The following is a 22,521-nucleotide window of genomic DNA, read 5'->3' as shown; positions in this document are numbered from 1 at the left end:
TTCCAGCGTATGCAGGCGATAACGGATATTGGTTTAACAAGGCGCTGAACAGAGCGCCTTTTTTTATTGGCACCGGTTGTGTTAAAAGAAGAAATCAACGAAAAGGAGGGATGATGAAAACGATCGGCCTGTTAGGTGGAATGAGCTGGGAATCGACAATCCCTTATTATCGCCTGATTAACGAAGGGGTAAAACAGCGTCTGGGTGGTCTGCACTCCGCAAACCTGCTCCTGCACAGCGTTGATTTTCATGAAATCGAAGCCTGCCAGTCGAGCGGCGAGTGGGATAAAGCCGGGGCGATCCTGGCCCAGGCGGCGCTGGGGCTGGAGCGGGCTGGCGCCGAGGGGATATTGCTTTGTACCAATACCATGCACAAGGTGGCATCGCATATTGAGAACCGCTGCTCGCTGCCGTTCCTGCATATCGCTGACGCGACCGGGCGCGCAATTGCGGCATCCGGGATGCGCCGCGTAGCGCTGCTGGGCACGCGCTACACCATGGAACAGGATTTCTATCGCGGGCGTTTGCGCAGCGCGTTTGGGATCGAAAGCCTGATCCCTGAAGAAGAGGACCGGGTGCGCATCAATCAGATTATCTTTGACGAGCTCTGTCTCGGCACCTTCAGCGAAACCTCCCGCGCCTTCTACGTCAGCGTCATCGAAAAACTCGCGCAGCAGGGGGCTGAAGGGGTGATCTTCGGCTGCACGGAGATCGGTTTGCTGGTACCCGTTGAGCGAAGCCCTCTTCCGGTCTTTGATACCACCGCCATTCATGCTGCGGATGCCGTGGCGTTTATGCTGTCATAGTGGGTCCTGCAGGTCAGGTAAGCGAAGCGCCACCTGACGCGCGTGCTCCATGACGTGTTCGGTGAAAGCGTCCACCAGCGCGGAAGCCGGACGGTGTAGCGGACGGATCAGGCTCACGGTGAACGGGACGGACACGCTAAAGCGGCGGATGACGATCCCGCTTCCGGCATAATCCAGTGCCGTGAGTGGATTGACCACCGCGACGCCGACGCCGGCACGCACCATCGCGCAAATCGAGGCCGCGCTGTGCGTTTCCACCGCCATTCGCCGTTTGACCTGATGCTCGGCAAACAGGGTATCCAGCAGCTGTCTGTAACTGTCGGTCTGCGACAGGCTGATGTAGTTTTCCCCGTGAAAATCCTCCGGCGTGAGCACCGCCTTACCGGCAAGCCGATGCCCGGCGGGCAGAACGCACACTTCATCTAACGAGAGCAGCTCCGTGCGCGCCGTGCCCGCTGGGGTGGTGAGGGTTTCGGTCAGGCCTAAATCATGGCGCTGAGCCGAAAGCCACTCTTCAAGCAGGGGAGATTCCTGCGGCACGATGGTGAGGCTGACCTCCGGGTATCGGGCCAGAAAGGGTTGCAGCAGCATCGGCAAAAAGGATTGCGAAAAGACGGGCAGGCAGACGATCGACAGCTCGCCCTGGCGAAACTCGCGCAGGCTTTCCGCGGCGCTCACGATTCTGTCCAGCCCGTACCAGGAGCGCTGAACTTCCTCGAACAGGCGTAACCCCTGTACCGTCGGGTGAAGCCGGCCCCGGGTGCGTTCGAACAACTTCAGCCCCAGCACTTTCTCGAAGCGCGCCAGCTCGCGGCTCACCGTCGGCTGCGAGGTGTGCAGCATCTGTGCGGCTTCGGTGAGATTGCCGGTGGTCATCACGGCGTGAAAAATCTCGATATGGCGTAAATTGACGGCGGGCATAGGGCACCTGAAAGCAGAGAACTGTCCATATCATTTTTGCATAGACTCGCTATAAAACGATATTTTTTATTCTCCTTGCGCTGTGGCGTAATCATCAAAACGCATTTATCCGGAGAAGACCATGCCACGCCCGCTGAACCAGACTGATACCGATTTGAACGCCGACAACCTGCTGCGCCTGCCTGCCGAGTTTGGCTGTCCGGTGTGGGTCTACGACGCGCAGATTGTCCGCGAGAAGATCGCCGCCCTGCATCAGTTCGACGTGGTGCGTTTTGCCCAGAAGGCCTGCTCCAATATTCATATTCTGCGCCTGATGCGTGAGCAGGGCGTGAAGGTTGACTCCGTTTCACTCGGCGAAATCGAGCGCGCGCTGGTAGCCGGATACGATCCGAAAGCCGACAGCGACGCGATCGTCTTTACTGCCGATGTGATCGACGATGCGACGCTGGCGCGCGTTCACGAACTGCAGATCCCGGTAAATGCCGGTTCTGTGGATATGCTCGAGCAGCTCGGTCAGGTTTCTCCCGGCCACCGCGTCTGGCTGCGCGTGAACCCGGGCTTTGGTCATGGCCACAGCCAAAAAACCAATACCGGCGGCGAAAACAGCAAGCACGGGATCTGGTATGCCGACATGCCTGCCGCGCTGGAGGTGTTACAGCGCTACAACCTGAAGCTGGTGGGTATTCATATGCACATTGGCTCTGGGGTGGATTACGGCCACCTGGAACAGGTGTGCGGCGCGATGGTGCGTCAGGTTGTCGACTTCGGTCAGGATCTGGAGGCGATCTCTGCGGGCGGTGGTCTCTCCATTCCTTATCGCGAAGGGGAAGAGGCGATCGATACCGATCACTATTACGGTTTGTGGAGCGCCGCGCGCGATCAAATTGCCGCGCATCTGGGCCACGCGGTGAAGCTGGAAATTGAGCCGGGTCGTTTCCTGGTGGCGGAAGCCGGCGTGCTGGTTTCGCAGGTGCGCAGCGTGAAAGAGATGGGGTCTCGCCACTTCGTCTTGATTGATGCAGGCTTTAACGACCTGATGCGTCCGTCCATGTACGGCAGCTATCACCACATTACCGCCCTGGCTGCCGACGGCCGCGATTTAACGCAGGCGCCGCGCGTTGAGACGGTCGTTGCGGGGCCGCTGTGCGAATCGGGTGACGTGTTTACCCAGCAGGAGGGCGGCAAAGTGGAAACCCGCGCGCTGCCAGAGGTCAAACCGGGTGATTATCTTGTGCTGCACGACACCGGTGCCTACGGGGCGTCTATGTCCTCTAACTACAATAGTCGCCCGCTGCTGCCGGAAGTGCTGTTTGATAATGGCAAGGCGCGGCTGATACGCCGTCGCCAGACCATTCAGGAACTGCTGGCTTTAGAACTCATCTGATGAAAGTACGGCCCCGTTGTGACCGAATCGCGTAACACCAGCGTGCCGGTAAACGGCGGGATGGCATCGACCGGCTGGTTTCTTGCCAGCCGGATCGCCTGATCGATGGCGGTGACAATCATATTGTCGATGGGCAGATAAACCGACGAGAGCGCAGGCTCCAGCCATTTCGCGCTTGGGGCATCATCAAAGCCGAACAGGGAGATATCCTGCGGGATTTTCAGCCCCGCCTGGTGCAACGCTTTGGACGCCCCCAGCGCCATATCGTCGTTACAGGCAAACAGGGCGCTAAACGGTACTCCGTCGGCAATCAATTCCTTGCAAAGCTCGTATCCCCGCGTCATTCCTGCATCGCCGTACTTTATCCGACGCTCGTCCAGACGGATACCATGCTTTTCCAGCGCCTTGCGATAGCCCATCAGCCGCGCTTTACCCGTGGGAGTGTGGATCGGGACGGTGATACAGGCGATCTCCCGATGGCCCTGGCCGATCAGGTAATCCACGGCCTTGAATGCGGCATCCTGCTGTTCGAAGAACACGCAGCGATCCGGCGCCTGGCTCACTTCACGGTTAATGACCACCAGCGGCGTTTTCACGGTGTTCATCAGTTTGACGATCGCTTTTTCGCTCATGTAGCGTGTGTAAAGCACGATGGCATCGCACTGGCGATCGGCCAGCATCTGCACCGCCTGCTCTTCCTGTTCCGGCGCGTCGTGACCGTCGGTGACGATCAGTTGTTTCCCGTGAGTTTCGGTCTGCCGCGACGCCTGCTGGAGAAGGCGGCCAAAATAAAAGCCGTCAAAGGTCGAGACGACCAGACCAATGCTGTTGCTGGTCTGGTTAGCCAGCGAGCGCGCGAGAAAGTTCGGGCGATAGCCCAGCTCTTCCATCGCAGCAAACACCTGCTGACGCGTACTCTCTTTTACCTAACCTGTGCCGTTCAGCACGCGCGATACCGTGGCCTTCGACACGCCCGCGCGCAGTGATACATCCAGCATTGTTGCCATTCTATATTCCTGCTTCCACGTAACGATCTGCAGTTTACCACAGAGCTTATGCCGTATAAGCGATGCGGGAAGCGCAAAAACTCTGCCACGATCACGCTTTTTGGTAACGATTCGTCCGGCCAGCCTGAAGTCAAACTCAATAGCCTGACTCTGGTAAGATAATCACCGAACCGGGCTGGAGCATCAGGCCAGTAAATACATGAGAAAATGCAGGTGAAACATGAATAAGGCTGTCATCCTCCCGCTTTACAAGGCGCCACACTTCGCAGAGCAGGTTACCGACTGGATCTGGCAGGCCTTTGGCGAAGGGCTTCCTCGGGCATTTTTCCACAGCATTGTTGAGCACAGCCAGACGCCTGGGGCATTACCGTTGACGTTTATTGCCGTTGACGGCGAACAGCTTCTTGGCACGGTGGGACTCTGGCGCTGCGATTTGATCACCCGTCAGGATCTCTGTCCGTGGCTGGCGGCGCTCTACGTTGACGACGCGGCGCGAGGCAAGGGGCTTGCGGGAGAACTTCAGCGGCATGTTATCACTTACGCCGCGCAGTCCGGGTATGAGGAGCTCCATCTCTGGTCTGCCTGCCGCGACTTTTACGAACGTTACGGCTGGCAGTATATCGGTGATGGGCTGGAATACCCCAACACGCGGGTGCACCTCTACCGTTATTCGCTCTGTGCTTCTGCAGGCGACGCAACGGAGTGACGACGGACCAGCGTCGGGCTAAACAGATGGGTAATTTCCGGCGGCTGGCGCTGTTCAGCCAGCGCTAGCGCCAGCTCGGCGGCCTGCGTTGCCATGGTGATGATTGGGTAGCGCACGGTGGTCAGACGCGGGCGAACGTAGCGGGAGACCAGCACGTCGTCGAAGCCAATCAGCGAAATTTCTGCCGGTACCTCAATTCCGTTGTCATTCAACACCCCCATTGCCCCTGCGGCCATAGAGTCGTTATAGCTGGCAACCGCCGTGAAATTCCGTCCGCGGCCCAGCAGTTCGGTCATGGCCTGTTCACCGCCGCTCTCGTCCGGTTCGCCGTAGGCCACCAGACGGTCATTACACGGCAGCCCGTTTTCACGCAGGGCATCGTAGTAGCCCTGCAGACGGTCTTCCGCATCAGAAATGGGGTGATTGGAACAGAGATAGCCAATCCGGGTATGGCCCTGCTGAATCAGGTGCCGCGTGGCAAGCCAGGCGCCGTAGCGGTCGTCGAGCGCCACGCAGCGTTTCTCAAAGCCGGGAATGATGCGGTTGATAATCACCATTCCGGGCATCTGCTTCATCAGGTGAATCAGTTCGGCATCCGGGATCATTTTAGCGTGAACCACCAGCGCCGCGCAGCGGTGGCGGATCAGCTGTTCAATGGCCTGGCGTTCCTTTTGTTCGTTATGATAGCCATTGCCGATCAGCAAAAAATTGCCTGTCTGATAGGAAACCTGTTCAACCGCTTTCACCATGGCGCCGAAAAAGGGATCGGAAACATCGCCCACCACCAGACCAATCGTTTCTGTGGACTGCTGGGCGAGCGCGCGAGCGTTGGCATTGGGATGATAATTCAGGGATTCCATGGCGCTTTGTACCGCCTGACGTGATGCGTCACTGGCCTTTGGTGAATCATTAATCACGCGCGAGACGGTGGCCACCGACACGCCAGCCAGACGGGCCACATCCTTTATTGTCGCCATTCATTACCTTCTTATTGGGGGTAAGCGTTTACACACCAAATAGTGTTGCGGAAAAGCGGCGTGCATTCAAGGGGAGCGGATTTCCGCTCTCCACAAACGTGACGCAGCACACCCCTGGCGGTGTAATCGTTACACGCCCAGTCATGTCTGAAAAATGTGAATCTGAACCTTTAGTTACACTTTGCCTCAGGCTGTTGCGATTGTCCGATAGCAAGGGCGTTAAAGAGGTTGATACAGTTGAGATCCCAGAGGTATTGATTGGTGAGAATTCTTAGTACGGTTTCGTACTCATCTCTTGCACCAACCTGCGCGGATGCGCAGGTTTTTTTTCGCCTCCACTTTTGCTGTCGCTCCCTTATCACTTCTCGTGTAATCTGCCACCATTTACTAATAACCCTCCACACTGGCTGGCAAAGGGAGTTGAGATGCTATTTGGGTTCTTCCGTACGCTTTTCCGTATTCTTTTTCGCATCCGCATCACTGGCGACACCCGGGCGCTTAGCGGCGAACGCGTTTTGATCACACCAAACCATGTTTCCTTTATAGACGGCATCCTGCTGGCGCTGTTTTTGCCCGTGCGTCCGGTGTTTGCGGTGTATACCTCCATCAGCCAGCAGTGGTACATGCGCTGGCTCTCGCCGCTGATTGATTTTGTGCCGCTCGACCCGACAAAGCCGATGATGATTAAGCATCTGGTACGTCTGGTCGAGCAGGGGCGTCCGGTGGTCATTTTCCCTGAAGGACGGATCTCCGTGACCGGTTCGTTGATGAAAATCTACGACGGCGCGGGGTTTGTTGCGGCGAAGTCAAAAGCGACCGTGGTGCCGCTGCGTATTGAAGGCGCGGAGCTGACCCATTTCAGCCGTCTGAAGGGGCTGGTGAAGCAGCGTCTGTTCCCCAAAATCACGCTGCATATCCTGCCGCCAACGTCATTACCGATGCCCGACGCGCCGCGTGCCCGCGATCGCCGTAAAATCGCCGGGGAAATGCTGCATCAGATCATGATGGAAGCGCGTATGGCCGTGCGCCCGCGCGAAACGCTCTACGAATCCCTGCTTTCCGCGCAGTACCGCTATGGCGCGAAGAAAAACTGCATCGAAGACATTAACTTTACCCCTGATACCTATCGCAAGCTGCTGACCAAAACCCTGTTTGTGGGGCGTATTCTGGAGAAGTACAGCAAAAAGGGCGAAAAGATTGGCCTGATGCTGCCTAACGCGGGCATCAGCGCGGCGGTGATTTTCGGTGCGGTTTCCCGGGGCCGTATTCCGGCGATGATGAACTACACGGCGGGCGTGAAGGGGCTGACCAGCGCGATAACCGCTGCGCAAATCAATACCGTATTCACCTCCCGCCAGTTCCTGGACAAAGGCAAGCTCTGGCATCTTCCCGAGCAGCTCACTCAGGTGCGCTGGGTCTTCCTGGAAGATCTGAAAGCGGACGTGACCACCGGCGACAAGCTGTGGATTTTTGCGCATCTGCTGATGCCGCGTCTGGCCCAGGTCAAACAGCAGCCGGAAGATGACGCGATTATCCTCTTCACGTCGGGATCGGAGGGCAACCCGAAAGGCGTCGTCCACAGCCACAAGAGCATTCTGGCAAACGTTGAGCAGATCAAAAGCATTGCCGACTTTACCGCGAACGACCGCTTTATGTCGGCGCTGCCGCTGTTCCACTCCTTTGGCCTGACGGTGGGGCTGTTCACGCCGCTCCTGACCGGTGCAGAAGTGTTCCTCTACCCGAGCCCGCTGCATTACCGCATCGTGCCGGAACTGGTGTATGACCGTAACTGCACCGTGCTGTTCGGGACCTCTACCTTCCTGGGGAACTATGCGCGTTTCGCCAATCCGTATGACTTCTATCGCGTGCGGTATGTGGTGGCTGGCGCAGAAAAACTGCAGGAGAGCACGCGGCAGATCTGGCAGGACAAGTTTGGTCTGCGCATTCTCGAAGGCTATGGCGTGACCGAATGTGCGCCCGTGGTCTCGATTAACGTGCCGATGGCGGCGAAACCGGGAACGGTTGGCCGCATTCTGCCGGGGATGGACGCGCGTCTGCTGGCGGTGCCGGGCATAGAGGACGGCGGCCGCCTGCAGCTGAAAGGGCCAAACGTGATGAACGGGTATCTGCGCGTGGAAAACCCAGGCGTGCTGGAAGCGCCGACGGCGGAGAACGTCAACGGCGAGGTTGAAACCGGCTGGTACGACACCGGTGATATTGTCCGCTTTGATGAACAAGGCTTTGTACAGATCCAGGGACGCGCAAAACGCTTCGCCAAAATTGCCGGCGAAATGGTCTCTCTGGAAATGGTAGAGCAACTGGCGACGGCCGTGTCCGCCGAGAAGATGCACGCCACCGTCGTGAAGAGCGATGCCAGCAAAGGTGAGGCGCTGGTACTGTTTACGACCGACAGTGAGCTTAAGCGCGACAGATTACTGAGCTATGCACGCGAACACGGTATTCCTGAACTGGCCGTGCCGCGCGATATTCGCTACCTGAAACAGCTCCCGGTGCTGGGCAGCGGGAAGCCCGATTTCGTGACCCTGAAAGGCATGGTTGAAGAGGCGGAACAGCAAAATGCGTGAGTCAGTACACACTAACACATCCCTCAGGTCGAAAGGCATGATGGCCGTCATCGCCGCGCAGTTTCTCTCTGCGTTCGGTGATAACGCGCTGCTGTTTGCCACGCTGGCGCTGCTGAAAGCCGAGTTTTACCCCGACTGGAGTCAGCCGATCCTGCAGATGGTGTTTGTGGGCGCTTACATTATCTTTGCTCCGTTTGTGGGACAGGTGGCGGACAGCTTCCCGAAAGGCCGGGTGATGATGTTTGCCAACGGCCTTAAGCTGCTGGGGGCGGCCAGCATTTGCTTTGGCTTCAATCCGTTTATTGGCTATACGCTGGTGGGCATTGGGGCCGCCGCTTACTCGCCGGCGAAGTACGGCATCCTCGGAGAGCTGACCACCGGGGATAAGCTGGTGAAAGCCAACGGCCTGATGGAATCGTCAACCATTGCCGCTATTCTGCTCGGATCCGTCGCGGGCGGCGTGCTGGCCGACTGGCATGTGCTGGCGGCACTGGGCGTGTGTGCGGTGGTGTATGGCGGGGCGGTCGTGGCGAACCTGTTTATTCCGAAGCTGCCGGTGGCTCGCCCGGGCCAGTCCTGGCGCGTTAAACCAATGACCGGCAGCTTCTTTAATGCCTGCCGCGTGCTGTGGCGTAACGGTGAAACGCGTTTCTCCCTGATGGGGACCAGTATGTTCTGGGGCGCGGGCGTTACGCTGCGCTTCCTGCTGGTCCTGTGGGTGCCGGTGGCGCTGGGCATTACGGACAACGCGACGCCAACCTATCTTAATGCGATGGTGGCCATCGGCATTGTTGTGGGGGCAGGCGCGGCGGCGAAGCTGGTGACGCTCGAGACGGTAGCACGCTGCATGCCCGCAGGGATCCTGATTGGCGTGGTGGTGCTGATCTTCTCGCTGCAGCATGCGTTATTGCCTGCGTATGTCCTCCTGATCCTGATTGGTATTCTGGGGGGCTTCTTCGTGGTGCCGCTGAACGCGTTGCTGCAGGAGCGTGGCAAGCAGACCGTCGGGGCGGGGAATGCCATCGCCGTACAAAACCTGGGTGAAAACCTGGCGATGCTGTTAATGCTGGGACTCTACTCGCTGGCGGTAAAAGTGGGTGTGCCGGTGGTGGGGATTGGCGTCGGGTTTGGCGGGCTGTTTGCGATTGCGATTGCGGGCTTGTGGATGTGGCAACGTCGCCGTTGATATATAGCCGGGTGGCGGCTTCGCCTTACCCGGCCTGGGTTTGAGCACCTGCAGGCCCGGTAAGCGTAGCGCCACCGGGCAAAAGTATCAGGCTACGGTGCAGGATAAGTATAAACCTGATGCACCGCTTCAATCTCCGCTAGCACCTCTTCACTCAGGTTCAGATGGAAACTCTCAATATTGGTTTTCAGCTGTTCCATCGTGGTTGCACCCAGCAGGGTACTGGCAACAAACGGCTGACGACGCACGAAGGCCAGCGCCATCTGCGCAGGGTCAAGACCGTGACGCTTCGCGATATCCACATAGGCGGCAACGGCTTTCTGCGTCTGCTCGCCGCTGTAGCGGGTAAAGCGGCTAAAGAGGGTATTACGCGCACCGGCCGGTTTCGCACCGTTCAGGTATTTCCCCGTCAGCGTGCCGAAGCCGAGGCAGGAGTAGGCGAGCAGTTCCACCTCTTCATACTGCGTCACTTCGGCCAGACCCACTTCATAACTGCGGTTAAGCAGGCTGTAAGGGTTCTGGATAGTCACGATACGCGGCAGATCGTGCTTATCCGCCAGGTGCAGATAGCGCATGACCCCAAAGGCCGTTTCGTTAGACACGCCAATGTAGCGGATTTTTCCCGCACGCTGGCATTCGGTCAGCGCTTCCAGCGTTTCCAGTAGCGTCACGGCGGGGGCGCTCTCATTCCAGCTGTAGCCGAGCTTACCAAAGCAGTTGGTTGACCGCTGCGGCCAGTGCACCTGGTAGAGGTCGAGATAGTCGGTTTGCAGACGCTTGAGGCTGGCATCCAGCGCGGCGCGGATATTTTTGCGATCGAGGATCTGGTTCGGGCGGATCCCGGTATCGTTGTTGCGCGCGGGGCCACTGACTTTGGAGGCAATTACCAGCTTTTCACGGTTGCCGCGTTTTGCCAGCCAGTTACCGACGTAGGTTTCGGTAAGTCCCTGCGTCTCAGGACGTGGCGGAACAGGGTACATCTCTGCGACATCAATCAGGTTAATGCCCTGGCTGACGGCGTAATCGAGTTGTGCATGGGCATCGGCTTCGCTGTTTTGTTCACCAAATGTCATCGTGCCCAACCCCAGTTGGCTAATTTCCAGAGCGCTGTGGGGGATACGGTGATAATGCATAGCCGGCTTCCTCAGTAGACTTATAGACCGCGTCAGGCCGTGCCCGACAAAGGAATATAAACATGGCAGAGGGGAAGCAAAAGGGGAAGAAAAAAATCAAAAAGGCCAGCAAGCGACTGACCTCTCTCTGTTTATCGCTCGATAATTTGCGAGACTTCGTCGCGATTGATCTGCATTTTATTGCCTTCCTGGTCGCGGTAGCTGACCAGACCGGTATCATCGTCGACTTCGGGTTTGCCGTCGGTCAGGATCATTCGACCATCTTTTGTCGCCATGACGTAATCGCTGCTACAGCCCGATACAGCAAACGCTAAACCGACTGCTGACACTAACACTGCCCATTTTTTCATCGTTATCGTCCTCATCTGGCTTGTATCAAATCATAATCTAGTATTAACCCGATATAGCGACTTGAGGAAGCGGTAAAATCTTAAAAAGCAGTCGATTATGTTCGAGAGCTCTCAAAATAAGTAAAAAACTATGTTTTCAACAGGAAATGACGTGCAAGTAGTGCACCGGTGAAATTCTTTTTGAGATAAAAACCGCGCGGCAACGTCAGGATAGGCTCGCCCTGCGCGCCGATTGCCTCGGTAAGTGCTTTACTGTTGGCCGCTTTCGGACGCAGCTGTAGTACTTCTCCGTGTCGGGCGGTGATACGCTCTACCTGCCCAAGCACAATCATGTCCATTAGCTCCTCCCAGTCCAGACGCAGCTGATGCTCCTCATCCTCGTCAGGGCTCCAGAGCAGCGGCGCGCCGACGCGTCGGTCGGCCAGGGGGATCTGACGCTCACCCTCAACCGGTACCCACAATACGCGCTTCAGCTTGTGGCGAACGTGGCTGGTTTCCCAGGTTACGCCGGTATTGCCGGTTAATGGCGCAACGCAGACGAAGGTGGTCTCAAGCGGCTTGCCCTGGCGGTCTACTGGGATGGTTTTTAACTCCACGCCAAGGGCTGCAAAATCCTGCTCGGGTTTGCTCCCTGCGCTGGCACCCAGCCACAGCTCCAGCAGCATACCGATCCAGCCTTTATCCCGCTTCAGATCCTTTGGGATCGGAAGCCCGGCCATTGCCGCCAGCTCGCCAAGCGAAAAGCCAGCCAGACGCTGTGCCTGCAGTAGCAACTGGCTCTCGCTGGACGGTGGTGAGAGCAAGGGTGTAAGCGGGTGCATGACGGTAACCTTTTGATTAAAAAATAAACGAAGAAATTGTCCCCTGTGGATAGAGTTTAACTATTTCTGTACCAATATGACATCTCTATGATTTATAGGATTTTTTATTGGTCTGAAATCGTTCCGCCTGGGCGAGAAAACCGGTTGTTCAAATCTGGTCACTGACAATGAACAGGATCTTACACCATGTTATCCACAGAAAAATGGGATAACTGGGCATAACCCTGACTACTGTTTCCATTTACAGCCTTGACGTGCGATGAAAATCGAATTTTCAAACAAATTGTGACTAAGTTATTGGCACAATCTGTGGATAAAACCGACGCTGTTCGATCTTTCATCAGTGCGACGATCCCTGATGTGACGATCGTCACGCTAATCAGTTTTTTGTTTATGTAAATACGTATAACTATATGAAAATAATCATATTAATGAGGTGGGGTATAAAAGGGTCTTTCGCGGCGCTTGAGGTTGTTCATCGGTAATCAGACACTTCTTCACAACTATATCCACAGAAAAGGTGAATAAAATTCCCTTTGCTGTCTCACATCTGTTTATAACTCCGCACATATTTGTGAGTTATTCAATTGTTATTAGGTTGCAGGCCTGTAAGAGAGTGGTTTACCGCCTCCCTGTAGTGTGAAACAATCATTCATATATAAGGTTTAGTTTGGGGTAGTCCGGTGATTGATGACGATGGCTACCGCCCAAACGTAGGAATAGTAATTTGTAATCGTCAGGGCCAGGTGATGTGGGCCCGTCGATATGGTCAGCACTCCTGGCAGTTCCCGCAAGGCGGGATCAATCCTGGAGAGTCCCCAGAACAAGCGATGTACCGGGAGCTTTTTGAAGAGGTCGGTTTGAGCCGAAAAGATGTTCGCATCCTGGCTTCGACCCGCAACTGGTTGCGTTACAAGTTACCGAAACGTTTGGTGCGTTGGGACACAAAGCCGGTTTGTATCGGCCAGAAACAGAAGTGGTTTCTGTTGCAGTTGGTGGGCAACGATTCAGACATCAATATGCAAACCAGCAGTACGCCGGAGTTCGATGGCTGGCGCTGGGTGAGCTATTGGTATCCTGTTCGTCAGGTCGTGTCATTTAAGCGCGATGTTTACCGTAGGGTGATGAAAGAGTTTGCAAGTGTGGTGATGCAGCTTCAGGAGATCCCGCCTAAGCCGCAGAGCGCACCTGCCTGGCGACGTAAAAGAGGTTAAGCTACGCAAATCATGCTCACCCGCTTGCGAGAAATAGTCGAGAAGGTGGCCAGCGCGCCGCGTCTGAACGAGGCGCTGAATATTCTGGTCACCGACATCTGTCTTGCGATGGAGACCGAGGTCTGTTCGGTGTATCTGGCCGACCACGATCGGCGCTGCTATTACCTGATGGCGACCCGTGGTTTGAAAAAACCGCGTGGACGCACCGTAACGCTCGCATTTGATGAGGGTATCGTGGGTCTGGTTGGGCGACTGGCTGAACCTATTAACCTTGCTGACGCGCAAAAACACCCCAGCTTTAAATACATTCCTTCCGTAAAAGAAGAGCGCTTCCGCGCTTTCCTTGGCGTGCCGATTATCCAGCGTCGCCAGCTGCTCGGCGTGCTGGTTGTCCAGCAGCGTGAGCTACGTCAGTACGACGAAAGCGAGGAGTCATTCCTCGTCACGCTGGCCACGCAGATGGCGGCGATCCTCTCCCAGTCTCAGCTTGCCGCGCTCTTTGGCCAGTATCGCCATACGCGCATTCGTGCCCTTCCGGCCTCGCCAGGCGTGGCGATTGCTGAAGGCTGGATGGATGCCACGCTGCCGCTCATGGAGCAGGTTTACGAAGCCTCAACGCTTGATGAAGCGCTGGAGCGCGAGCGTCTTACCGCCGCGCTGGAAGAGGCCGCGAATGAATTTCGTCGCTACAGCAAACGCTTTGCCGCAGGCGCGCAAAAAGAGACGGCGGCCATCTTTGACCTCTATTCGCACCTGCTTTCCGATGCGCGCCTGCGTCGTGAGCTTTTTGCGGAAGTGGATAAAGGCTCGGTCGCGGAGTGGGCGGTTAAGAAGGTCATCGAAAAATTTGCCGATCAATTTGCGGCACTGACCGACGGTTACCTGAAAGAGCGCGCAGGCGATCTGCGCGCCCTGGGGCAGCGCCTGCTGTTCCATCTTGATGACACCATTCAGGGGCCGAACGCCTGGCCAAAACGGTTTGTTCTGGTCGCCGATGAACTCTCAGCAACGACGCTGGCTGAACTGCCGCAGGACAGGCTGGCTGGTGTGGTGGTGCGCGATGGTGCCGCCAACTCGCACGCCGCCATTATGGTGCGCGCGCTGGGTATCCCTACCGTTATGGGGGCGGACATTCAGCCGTCGGTGCTTCATCGCCGTACACTGGTGGTCGACGGCTATCGCGGTGAGCTGCTGGTCGATCCTGAGCCGGTTCTGCTCCAGGAATACCAGCGTCTTATCAGCGAAGAGAATGAATTAAGCAAGCTGGCGGAAGATGACGTTAACCTGCCCGCCCAGCTTAAGAGCGGTGAGCGGATCAAAGTCATGCTCAACGCCGGTTTAAGCCCTGAGCATGAAGAGAAGCTGGGCAGCCGCATCGACGGCATTGGCCTGTACCGCACCGAAATCCCGTTCATGCTGCAAAGCGGTTTCCCCTCTGAAGAGGAGCAGGCGGCGCAGTATCAGGGCATGCTGCAGATGTTTAACGACAAACCTGTCACCCTGCGAACCCTGGACGTCGGGGCGGATAAACAGCTGCCCTATATGCCGATCAGCGAAGAAAACCCGTGCCTGGGCTGGCGTGGGATCCGCATTACGCTCGATCAGCCGGAGATCTTCCTGATCCAGGTGCGCGCGATGCTCCGCGCCAACGCGGCGACGGGCAATCTCAGCATTTTACTGCCGATGGTCACCAGCATCGATGAGATCGACGAAGCGCGTCGGTTGATCGAACGTGCAGGCCGTGAAGTGGAAGAGATGATCGGTTATGCGATTCCGAAACCGCGGATCGGCGTCATGCTTGAAGTGCCGTCTATGGTCTTTATGCTGCCGCAGCTGGCGAACCGGGTTGATTTTATCTCTGTCGGCACGAACGACCTGACGCAATATATTCTGGCCGTCGACCGTAACAACACCCGCGTCGCCAGTATCTATGACAGCCTGCATCCGGCGATCATTCGCGCCTTAGCGATGATTGCCCGTGAAGCGGAGCAGTACGGCATTGATTTACGCCTGTGCGGTGAAATGGCCGGGGACTCCATGTGCGTTGCGATCCTGATTGGTCTGGGATATCGCCATCTGTCGATGAACGGTCGCGCTGTTGCCCGCGTGAAGTATCTGCTGCGGCATATTGACATCAATGATGCCCGCGAACTGGCAGAACGTAGCCTTGAGGCGCAGCTGGCTGCTGAGGTTCGCCACCAGGTCGCGGCGTTTATGGAACGACGCGGTATGGGCGGTCTGATCCGCGGCGGCCGCTAAAGCCTTTCTCCCTCTCCCTGTGGGAGAAGGCACCAGCGCGCATAAAACCCTATACACATCTTTTACATCTCGGGCGCATCCTCCGCGCCCGCCTTGTGCTATGATTCGCAACTTTGGAGCCTCTGCTTACGGCAGAATCGCATTTCTACCGCTGTCCACTTTCAGCGGAATAACAACATCTTGTGGTGACAGATGAACAGTGGTTATCTGCATTTTCCGGAATTTGATCCGGTCATTTTCTCAGTAGGACCTGTTTCGCTTCACTGGTACGGTCTGATGTACCTGGTGGGCTTCATTTTTGCCATGTGGCTCGCGGGCCGTCGCGCCAGCCGTCCTGGCAGCGGCTGGACCAAAAACGAAGTTGAAAACCTGCTCTATGCGGGCTTCCTCGGCGTATTCCTCGGTGGCCGTATTGGGTATGTGCTGTTCTATAACTTCCCGGTATTCCTGAACGATCCCCTCTATCTGTTCCGCGTCTGGGACGGCGGCATGTCCTTCCACGGCGGCCTGATTGGGGTGATTCTGGTGATGGTGATTTTTGCCAAACGCACCAAACGCAACTTCTTCCAGGTGTCAGATTTCATCGCACCGCTGATCCCGTTTGGTCTCGGGGCAGGCCGTCTGGGCAACTTCATCAACGGTGAGCTGTGGGGGCGTGTCGACCCGAGCGTTTCCTTTACCATGCTGTTCCCGGGGTCGCGCGCGGAAGACATGGCGCTGTTGCCGTCGCATCCTGAGTGGCAGTCCATTTTCGATACCTACGGCGTGCTGCCGCGCCATATGTCCCAGCTGTACGAGCTGGCGCTGGAAGGCGTGGTGCTGTTTATCATCCTCAACCTGTTTATCCGCAAGCCTCGTCCGATGGGGGCTGTTTCCGGGCTGTTCCTGATTGGCTATGGCGCGTTCCGCATCATCGTCGAATTCTTCCGCCAGCCTGACGCCCAGTTTACCGGCGAGTGGGTACAGTACATCAGCATGGGGCAGATCCTCTCCATTCCGATGATTGTCGCGGGTGCCATTATGATGATTTGGGCGTATCGTCGTCCACAGCAACAGATTTCCTGAGGAACCATGAAACAGTATCTTGAACTGATGAAAAAAGTGCTCGATGAGGGCACGCCGAAAAATGACCGCACCGGTACCGGTACGCTCTCCATTTTTGGCCACCAGATGCGCTTCAACCTGCAAGAAGGCTTCCCGCTGGTGACGACAAAGCGCTGCCACCTGCGCTCGATCATTCATGAACTGCTCTGGTTCCTGCAAGGCGATACTAACGTTGCGTATCTGCACGAAAATAACGTCTCCATCTGGGACGAATGGGCAGACGAGAACGGCAACCTGGGCCCCGTTTACGGCAAGCAGTGGCGCGCATGGCCAACGCCTGATGGCCGCCATATTGACCAGATCACCACCGTGATGAACCAACTGAAAAACGATCCGGACTCGCGCCGCATCATCGTTTCCGCCTGGAACGTTGGCGAACTGGATAAAATGGCGCTGGCGCCGTGCCACGCGTTCTTCCAGTTCTATGTCGCTGACGGCAAGCTCTCCTGCCAGCTCTACCAGCGCTCCTGTGACGTGTTCCTCGGCCTGCCGTTTAACATTGCCAGCTATGCGCTGTTAGTTCATATGATGGCGCAGCAGTGCGACCTGGAAGTGGGTGATTTCGTCTGGACCGGTGGGGATACCCATCTCTACAGCAACCATATGGAACAGACGCATCTCCAGCTAACCCGCGAACCGCGTGCGCTGCCGAAGCTGATCATCAAACGCAAACCGGCATCAATCTTCGACTACCGCTTTGAAGATTTCGAGATTGAGGGCTACGACCCGCACCCGGGCATCAAAGCGCCTGTCGCGATCTGATGCCGTAAAGCCTGACACAACCGGTGCTGTTTAGCGCCGGTTTTTTTTCGCCTTTCTCCCGTTTCCCGAAGCGCTATCCAGAAAGCGTGCAACGCGCTGCAACCCTCCCAATTCTGCGGATGACGCCTCGTAAAACGATAATCCGATGCTCGTCATGTTCACGGCGCTTCGCCACACTCCCGGTATGAAAAAAGAGAACGGTTTTACGCTTATCGAAACGCTGGTCGCTGTTTCGCTTGTCGTCATCCTCAGCGCTTCAGGTCTGTACGGCTGGGACAGCTGGCAACGGCATCAGCGGCTGTGGCAAACCGCCAGTCAGGTGCGAGATTACCTGCTGTTTCTGCGCAACCATGCCAACCGCCACAACCGCGACCATCAAATCACCCGTCAGCGGGTTGGCGACAGGGACTGTCTGGTGAGCTCTGCCGTGCAGGGCTGTGAGAAGGACAGCCCCTTTGTGCTGCTCCCCCTCTGGCCTGAGGTCGCGATCGGCGAGGTCACGCCGTCGCTGGGGTTCTATGGATTACGGGATACGGCATGGGCAGGGCGGATACGCGTTCAAAGTCGTGCCGGAGACTGGCTGATTATCGTTTCAGACGGAGGGCGCATCAGGATGTGTAAGGTCTCCGAGGGAGGACAATGTCGATGAGACAGGGCGGCTTTTCGCTTACCGAAGTGCTGATTGCTACGGTCATCAGCAGCCTGTTATTGATAAGCACATCGCGCTTTTTACCCGGATTACAGCGGGCGGTATTACTGCAATCTACCCAGCGAGAGCTGGAAGAAGAGGTCTGGCAACGCCTGTTTGCCCTCGGCAAACAGCTTCAGCGTGCGGGGTACTGCGCGGGAAATTGCCAGGGACAGGCGCTGACGATCGGCAGGCAGGGGCGCTGCATCATTGCGCGGTGGGATGCCAACAGTAACGGCTACTGGGATAGCAGCGCGTCAGAAAATGACAGCACCGGTTTTCGTCTGGAATCGGGGGCGCTGGAAACCCTGCGTGGCGCGACGTCGTGTGAAGGAAAAGGGTGGGAAAAGCTCACGGACCCGGACAGGCTTACGATAGCACACTTTGTGGTGAGGAGAGTCGAACATGCCGGTTTTGCGCCAGAGCTGAATATCGAACTGGCCGCGAGGCGTAAAGATGAAAAAGGGGAACCCTGGCAGGCGTTGTATACGGTCACGGGGTACAACCTATGAATCGTCAACGCGGCATATCTTCGCTGGCGCTGGTTCTGCTTTTACTGGTGCTTGGTACTTTGATCCTGACGGGCCTCAATCAGCAGCTCACAACGTTCAGTGTGCTCGTCGGCGGTGAGAGCCGCTCGCTTCAGCAGCAGGCGACGGTGCAGTCCGCGCTTGAGTGGGGGCGCGTTCAGCGCTGGGCGTCAGCGCCACCAGTCCAGTGCAAAACGACATCGGCATGGCGGGTGTGTTTGCGTCAGCTGAGCGAGGCGCGGGTACTGCTGATAGCCGGCGGCAACGACCTGCTGCTCTGGCGCAGGGGAGAGATCGTCGACGGGATAGTGCGCTTTTCGCCTCACGGCTGGAGCGATTTTTGCCCCCTTAAGGAGAGTGCGTTATGTCAACTGCCGTGAGCAGAGAAAAAGGGTTTAGCATGGTTGAGGTCCTGCTGGCGATGATGCTGCTGGTGGGGGTCGTGACGGCACTGTCGGGGTATCACCGGGCGCTGGCGGCGCGGTTCACCGTGTTTAATCAGTATCGCCAGCTCTGGCACCATGCCTGGAACCAGTCTCAGCTCTCAACAAATGTTCTCCCGGCAGGCTGGCAGGACAGTCGGGGGCAGACAACGCTCGCAGGATGTGTCAGCATCACGGTTACACTTATTTCTCCTCTGGGTCGGCGCGGCGAGTTAACGCGTCTGCATTGCCCGGTTAGCCAGTAGTCGGGAGCGTCTATGTTAAGGGTCTACCACTCAAATCGTCTGGATGTGCTGGAAGCACTGATGGAGTTTATCGTTGAGCGCGAGCGGCTTGACGATCCTTTTGAGCCTGAAATGGTGCTGGTGCAGAGCACCGGTATGGCGCAGTGGCTGCAAATGTCGCTTTCCCGCAAATTTGGCATTGCCGCGAATATTGATTTCCCGCTGCCTGCGAGCTTCATCTGGGAGATGTTTGTCCGCGTGTTGCCGGATATCCCGGAGCAGAGCGCCTTCAACAAGCAGGCCATGAGCTGGAAGCTGATGGCGCTGCTGCCGGAAATGCTGCAGCACGATGAATTTGCCATGCTGCGCCACTACCTCAATGACGATACCGACAAGCGCAAGCTGTTCCAGCTGGCGTCGCGCACTGCCGATCTCTACGACCAATACCTTGTTTACCGCTCCGACTGGTTAATTCGTTGGGAAGCGGGCGAGTTGATTGAAGGCCTGCCGGAGGCGCAAATATGGCAGGCCCCGCTGTGGAAAGCGCTGGTGGAGCATACCGAGAGACTGGGCCAGCCTAAGTGGCACCGTGCCAATCTCTACGATCGGTTTATTTCGATACTTGAAAATGCGTCGGAACGCCCGGCCCGACTGCCGTCACGCGTTTTTATCTGCGGGATATCCGCATTACCCCCTGTCTATCTGAAGGCGCTGAATGCGCTGGGTAAACATATTGATATTCATATTTTGTTTACCAACCCTTGCCGACAGTATTGGGGGGATATTCTCGACGAACGCTGGCTTGCACGGCTGGTAACTCGCCAAAGAAAGCGACTTTTTGAAGAACGATCCATCCCGCTGTTTAAAGACGGCTCGACGGCCGGGCAGCTTTTCGATGAAGACGGTATCCAGAACCTGCCCAATCCGCTGCTTGCCTCATGGGGGAAGCTGGGGCGTGACTACATTCACATGCTTTCAGACATCACTTCCTCAGGTGAAGGTGACGTGGATGCCTTTGTTGAGATCGCCCCGGACTGCCTGCTGCATAATATTCAGTTAGATATTCTGGATCTGGAAAACCGCGCCGTCATGGGCGTGACGGCGAACGAGTTCGAACGCAGCGACAATAAGCGAAAACTGGATCCTGACGATCGCAGCGTCACGATCCACGTTTGCCACAGCCCGCAGCGTGAGGTCGAAGTGCTTCACGACCAGCTGCTGGCGATGCTGCAGGAGGATCCCGATCTGACGCCACGCGATATCGTGGTGATGGTGGCGGATATCGACACCTACAGTCCCTTTATTCAGGCCGTCTTTGGCAGCGCGACGGGGGAACGGTACCTGCCTTATGCGATATCTGACCGTCGTGCCCGCCAGTCGCATCCGGTATTGCAGGCGTTTATCACTCTGCTGTCACTGCCGGATAGCCGGTTTATCTCCGAAGATGTCCTGGCGTTGCTGGATGTTCCCGTGCTGGCCGCACGCTTCAACATCAATGAAGAGGGTCTGCGCTACCTTCGTCAGTGGGTGAATGAGTCTGGCGTGCGCTGGGGGATCGATGACGATAACGTTCAGGAGTTCGAGCTTCCCGCAACCGGACAGCACACCTGGCGATTTGGCCTGACGCGTATGCTGTTGGGCTACGCCATGGAAAGTAGCCAGGGCGAGTGGAATGAGGTGCTGCCTTATGATGAGTCCAGCGGGTTAATTGCTGAACTGGTGGGGCATTTAGCATCGCTATTAATGCAGCTTAACCGCTGGCGATATGCGCTGTTGCAGCCGCGTCCACTTGAAGAATGGCTCCCGGTCTGCAGGGCGTTACTCAATGATTTCTTCCTGCCGGACAATGACACCGAAGCGGCGATGGCGCTCATTGAAACCCAGTGGCAGGCTATCATCGACGAAGGCGTGAATTCCCACTACCACGAGGCCATCCCGCTGTCGCTGCTGCGTGATGAGCTGACGCAGCGGCTTGACCAGGAGCGAATCAGCCAGCGTTTCCTGGCGGGGCCTGTCAACATCTGCACCCTGATGCCCATGCGTTCTATCCCGTTCAGGGTGGTCTGCCTGCTTGGCATGAACGACGGTGTGTATCCGCGCACGCTGCCGCCGCTGGGGTTCGACTTGATGAGCGCAAACCCAAAACGGGGCGATCGTAGCCGCCGCGATGATGACCGCTACCTCTTCCTTGAAGCGCTCATTTCTGCTCAGAGCAAGCTCTATATCAGCTATATCGGCCGTTCTATTCAGGACAACAGCGAGCGTTTCCCCTCCGTACTGGTGCAGGAGCTGGTGGACTATATCGGCCAGAGCCACTACCTGCCGGGAGATGAAGAGCGCAACTGTGATGAAAGCGAGCAGAGGGTGAAAGCCCATATAACCTGTTTCCACAGCCGCATGCCGTTTGACCCGGTGAACTATATTGCCGGCGAGCGCCAGAGCTATGCCCATGAGTGGTTACCGGCGGCGAAAAAAGAGGGGAATGCGCATACTGATTTCATTCAGGAACTTGACCCGCGCCCCATCGACACCCTGACCTTCGAGCAGCTTCAGCGGTTTTGGGCACATCCGGTGCGCGCCTTCTTCCAGCAGCGACTGCAGGTCAACTTCCGCTCTGAAGAGAGTGAAATTCCTGATGCAGAACCGTTTACGCTGGAAGGTCTGGAGCGCTACCAGTTAAACCTGCAGCTGCTGAATGCGCTGGTTGAAGAGGAAGATGCGGACAAACTTTACCGTCGCTACCGTGCTGCGGGTCAGCTGCCCTACGGAGCGTTCGGGGAGATCGTCTGGGAGGCGCAGTGCCAGGAGATGACCGCTCTGGCAGAGCGCGTAAGAGCGTGCCGACAGCCGGGGAAAAGTATTGAAATTGATCTCAACTGCAACGGGGTACAGCTCACGGGCTGGTTAACCCAGGTACAGCCGGATGGGCTGCTGCGCTGGCGGCCCTCAATGCTAAGCGTTTCGCAAGGATTGCAACTCTGGCTGGAACATCTTGTCTACAGTGCGGGTGGGCATAAAGGCGAAAGCCGCATTTTCGTGCGCAAAGAGGGCGAATGGCGCTTCCCGCCGATGGAGGCCGAGCAGGCGTTAGGTTATCTGTCTTTGTACATTGAAGGCTACCGTCAGGGAATGAACAAACCGCTCCTGTTACTACCGGAAAGTGGCGGCGCCTGGATAAAAGCCTGTTATGACGTGCAGAATGATGCGATGTTAACGGATGAGGTTTCGCTCCAGAAAGCGCGCAGTAAGTTTATGCAGGCCTATGAAGGAAACATGATGGTGCGGGGTGAAGGTGAGGATGTCTGGTATCAGCGTTTGTGGCGAGCGCTCGAGCCAGAGTACTTTGAGGCGATCACGGAAGAGGCGCAGCGCTACCTGTTGCCGTTGTTTAGATTTAATCAGTCCTGAGCGCTGTATAAAA

General features: G+C 56.8%; 19 protein-coding genes and 1 pseudogene. 14 read left to right on the top strand and 6 right to left on the bottom strand.

The annotated features are described in order from the left end of the window. Positions 1–113: 113 nt before the first annotated feature. A complete protein-coding gene (locus tag ACOTXT_RS11610; protein ID WP_325846704.1) occupies positions 114–806 on the top strand; it encodes an aspartate/glutamate racemase in 693 nt (230 codons plus the stop codon). On the opposite strand, the gene ACOTXT_RS11605 is transcribed toward ACOTXT_RS11610, so the two are convergent. Continuing rightward, complete coding sequence (locus ACOTXT_RS11605; RefSeq protein ID WP_008499676.1) at positions 801–1,727, bottom strand: LysR family transcriptional regulator; 927 nt, start codon at positions 1,725–1,727, stop codon at positions 801–803. The genes ACOTXT_RS11610 and ACOTXT_RS11605 overlap by 6 nt on opposite strands. Positions 1,728–1,848: 121 nt before the next feature. Here ACOTXT_RS11605 and lysA point away from each other — a divergent pair, with 121 nt between their 5' ends. Continuing rightward, positions 1,849–3,111 (top strand): diaminopimelate decarboxylase, encoded by a 1,263-nt coding sequence (gene lysA, locus ACOTXT_RS11600; protein ID WP_008499675.1) that lies wholly within the window; start codon positions 1,849–1,851, stop codon positions 3,109–3,111. Here lysA and ACOTXT_RS11595 read toward each other — a convergent pair. Then, a pseudogene (locus ACOTXT_RS11595) lies at positions 3,081–4,109 on the bottom strand (LacI family DNA-binding transcriptional regulator). The gene lysA and the pseudogene ACOTXT_RS11595 sit on opposite strands and share 31 nt — an antisense overlap. 229 nt (positions 4,110–4,338) lie before the next feature. Between ACOTXT_RS11595 and ACOTXT_RS11590 the strand changes: the two are divergent. Then, on the top strand, positions 4,339–4,824 hold the full coding sequence (locus ACOTXT_RS11590; protein ID WP_248246070.1) for a GNAT family N-acetyltransferase: 486 nt from the start codon (positions 4,339–4,341) through the stop codon (positions 4,822–4,824). Here the strand turns inward: ACOTXT_RS11590 and galR are convergent. After that, complete coding sequence (gene galR, locus ACOTXT_RS11585) at positions 4,785–5,801, bottom strand: HTH-type transcriptional regulator GalR (protein ID WP_021242019.1); 1,017 nt, start codon at positions 5,799–5,801, stop codon at positions 4,785–4,787. The genes ACOTXT_RS11590 and galR overlap by 40 nt on opposite strands. 425 nt (positions 5,802–6,226) lie before the next feature. On the opposite strand from galR, the gene aas reads away from it, so the two are divergent. Then, the gene (gene aas, locus ACOTXT_RS11580) at positions 6,227–8,386 is read left to right on the top strand and encodes a bifunctional acyl-ACP--phospholipid O-acyltransferase/long-chain-fatty-acid--ACP ligase (protein ID WP_008499671.1); all 2,160 of its coding nucleotides are present in this window, start codon (positions 6,227–6,229) and stop codon (positions 8,384–8,386) included. Next, the gene (lplT, locus tag ACOTXT_RS11575; protein WP_177317823.1) at positions 8,379–9,572 is read left to right on the top strand and encodes a lysophospholipid transporter LplT; all 1,194 of its coding nucleotides are present in this window, start codon (positions 8,379–8,381) and stop codon (positions 9,570–9,572) included. The genes aas and lplT overlap by 8 nt, the downstream gene beginning before the upstream one ends. A gap of 92 nt (positions 9,573–9,664) precedes the next feature. Here the strand turns inward: lplT and ACOTXT_RS11570 are convergent, their stop codons facing one another. The 3 genes from ACOTXT_RS11570 to mutH form a co-directional block, all read right to left on the bottom strand. Next, positions 9,665–10,705 carry an NADP(H)-dependent aldo-keto reductase gene (locus ACOTXT_RS11570; protein WP_248246068.1) on the bottom strand — a complete coding sequence of 347 codons (1,041 nt, stop codon included), beginning with the start codon at positions 10,703–10,705 and terminating at the stop codon, positions 9,665–9,667. A 131-nt stretch (positions 10,706–10,836) separates the two neighbouring features. Next, positions 10,837–11,055: a YgdI/YgdR family lipoprotein gene (locus ACOTXT_RS11565; protein ID WP_008499668.1), complete on the bottom strand. Its 219-nt coding sequence runs from the start codon at positions 11,053–11,055 to the stop codon at positions 10,837–10,839. 128 nt (positions 11,056–11,183) lie between these two features. Continuing rightward, the gene (gene mutH / locus ACOTXT_RS11560) at positions 11,184–11,876 is read right to left on the bottom strand and encodes a DNA mismatch repair endonuclease MutH (RefSeq protein WP_021242015.1); all 693 of its coding nucleotides are present in this window, start codon (positions 11,874–11,876) and stop codon (positions 11,184–11,186) included. Between the two features lie 683 nt (positions 11,877–12,559). Between mutH and rppH the strand changes: the two genes are divergently transcribed. The 9 genes from rppH to recC all read left to right on the top strand — a co-directional run bounded on the left by rppH (position 12,560) and on the right by recC (position 22,508). Then, positions 12,560–13,090, top strand: coding sequence for an RNA pyrophosphohydrolase (gene rppH, locus ACOTXT_RS11555; protein ID WP_013098553.1), 531 nt, complete (start codon positions 12,560–12,562; stop codon positions 13,088–13,090). A 12-nt stretch (positions 13,091–13,102) separates the two neighbouring features. After that, entirely contained in the window at positions 13,103–15,349 is a 2,247-nt protein-coding gene (ptsP, locus tag ACOTXT_RS11550; protein WP_421625315.1) for a phosphoenolpyruvate--protein phosphotransferase, read from the top strand. 192 nt (positions 15,350–15,541) lie between these two features. Beyond that, positions 15,542–16,414 carry a prolipoprotein diacylglyceryl transferase gene (lgt, locus tag ACOTXT_RS11545; protein WP_039024117.1) on the top strand — a complete coding sequence of 291 codons (873 nt, stop codon included), beginning with the start codon at positions 15,542–15,544 and terminating at the stop codon, positions 16,412–16,414. 6 nt (positions 16,415–16,420) lie between these two features. Next, a complete protein-coding gene (thyA, locus tag ACOTXT_RS11540) occupies positions 16,421–17,215 on the top strand; it encodes a thymidylate synthase (protein WP_008499663.1) in 795 nt (264 codons plus the stop codon). Between the two features lie 184 nt (positions 17,216–17,399). Continuing rightward, positions 17,400–17,864 carry a prepilin peptidase-dependent protein gene (locus ACOTXT_RS11535; RefSeq protein WP_025912413.1) on the top strand — a complete coding sequence of 155 codons (465 nt, stop codon included), beginning with the start codon at positions 17,400–17,402 and terminating at the stop codon, positions 17,862–17,864. Continuing rightward, positions 17,855–18,415, top strand: a complete 561-nt coding sequence (locus ACOTXT_RS11530) for a prepilin peptidase-dependent protein (RefSeq protein WP_219291238.1) — start codon at positions 17,855–17,857, stop codon at positions 18,413–18,415. Before ACOTXT_RS11535 ends, ACOTXT_RS11530 begins: the two co-directional genes overlap by 10 nt. Beyond that, the gene (locus ACOTXT_RS11525) at positions 18,412–18,813 is read left to right on the top strand and encodes a DUF2509 family protein (RefSeq protein ID WP_320723898.1); all 402 of its coding nucleotides are present in this window, start codon (positions 18,412–18,414) and stop codon (positions 18,811–18,813) included. Before ACOTXT_RS11530 ends, ACOTXT_RS11525 begins: the two co-directional genes overlap by 4 nt. Next, positions 18,798–19,121 (top strand): prepilin-type N-terminal cleavage/methylation domain-containing protein, encoded by a 324-nt coding sequence (locus ACOTXT_RS11520; protein ID WP_333165210.1) that lies wholly within the window; start codon positions 18,798–18,800, stop codon positions 19,119–19,121. The genes ACOTXT_RS11525 and ACOTXT_RS11520 overlap by 16 nt, the downstream gene beginning before the upstream one ends. A 12-nt stretch (positions 19,122–19,133) precedes the next feature. Beyond that, positions 19,134–22,508, top strand: a complete 3,375-nt coding sequence (gene recC / locus ACOTXT_RS11515) for an exodeoxyribonuclease V subunit gamma (protein ID WP_421625314.1) — start codon at positions 19,134–19,136, stop codon at positions 22,506–22,508. The last annotated feature ends 13 nt before the right edge of the window (positions 22,509–22,521 follow it).

Source organism: Enterobacter cloacae complex sp. IR5422 (assembly GCF_049238165.1).
Classification (GTDB): domain Bacteria; phylum Pseudomonadota; class Gammaproteobacteria; order Enterobacterales; family Enterobacteriaceae; genus Enterobacter; species Enterobacter roggenkampii.
Note: the sequence above shows the minus strand (reverse complement) of the source record. Positions and strands in the feature narration are given on the sequence as shown.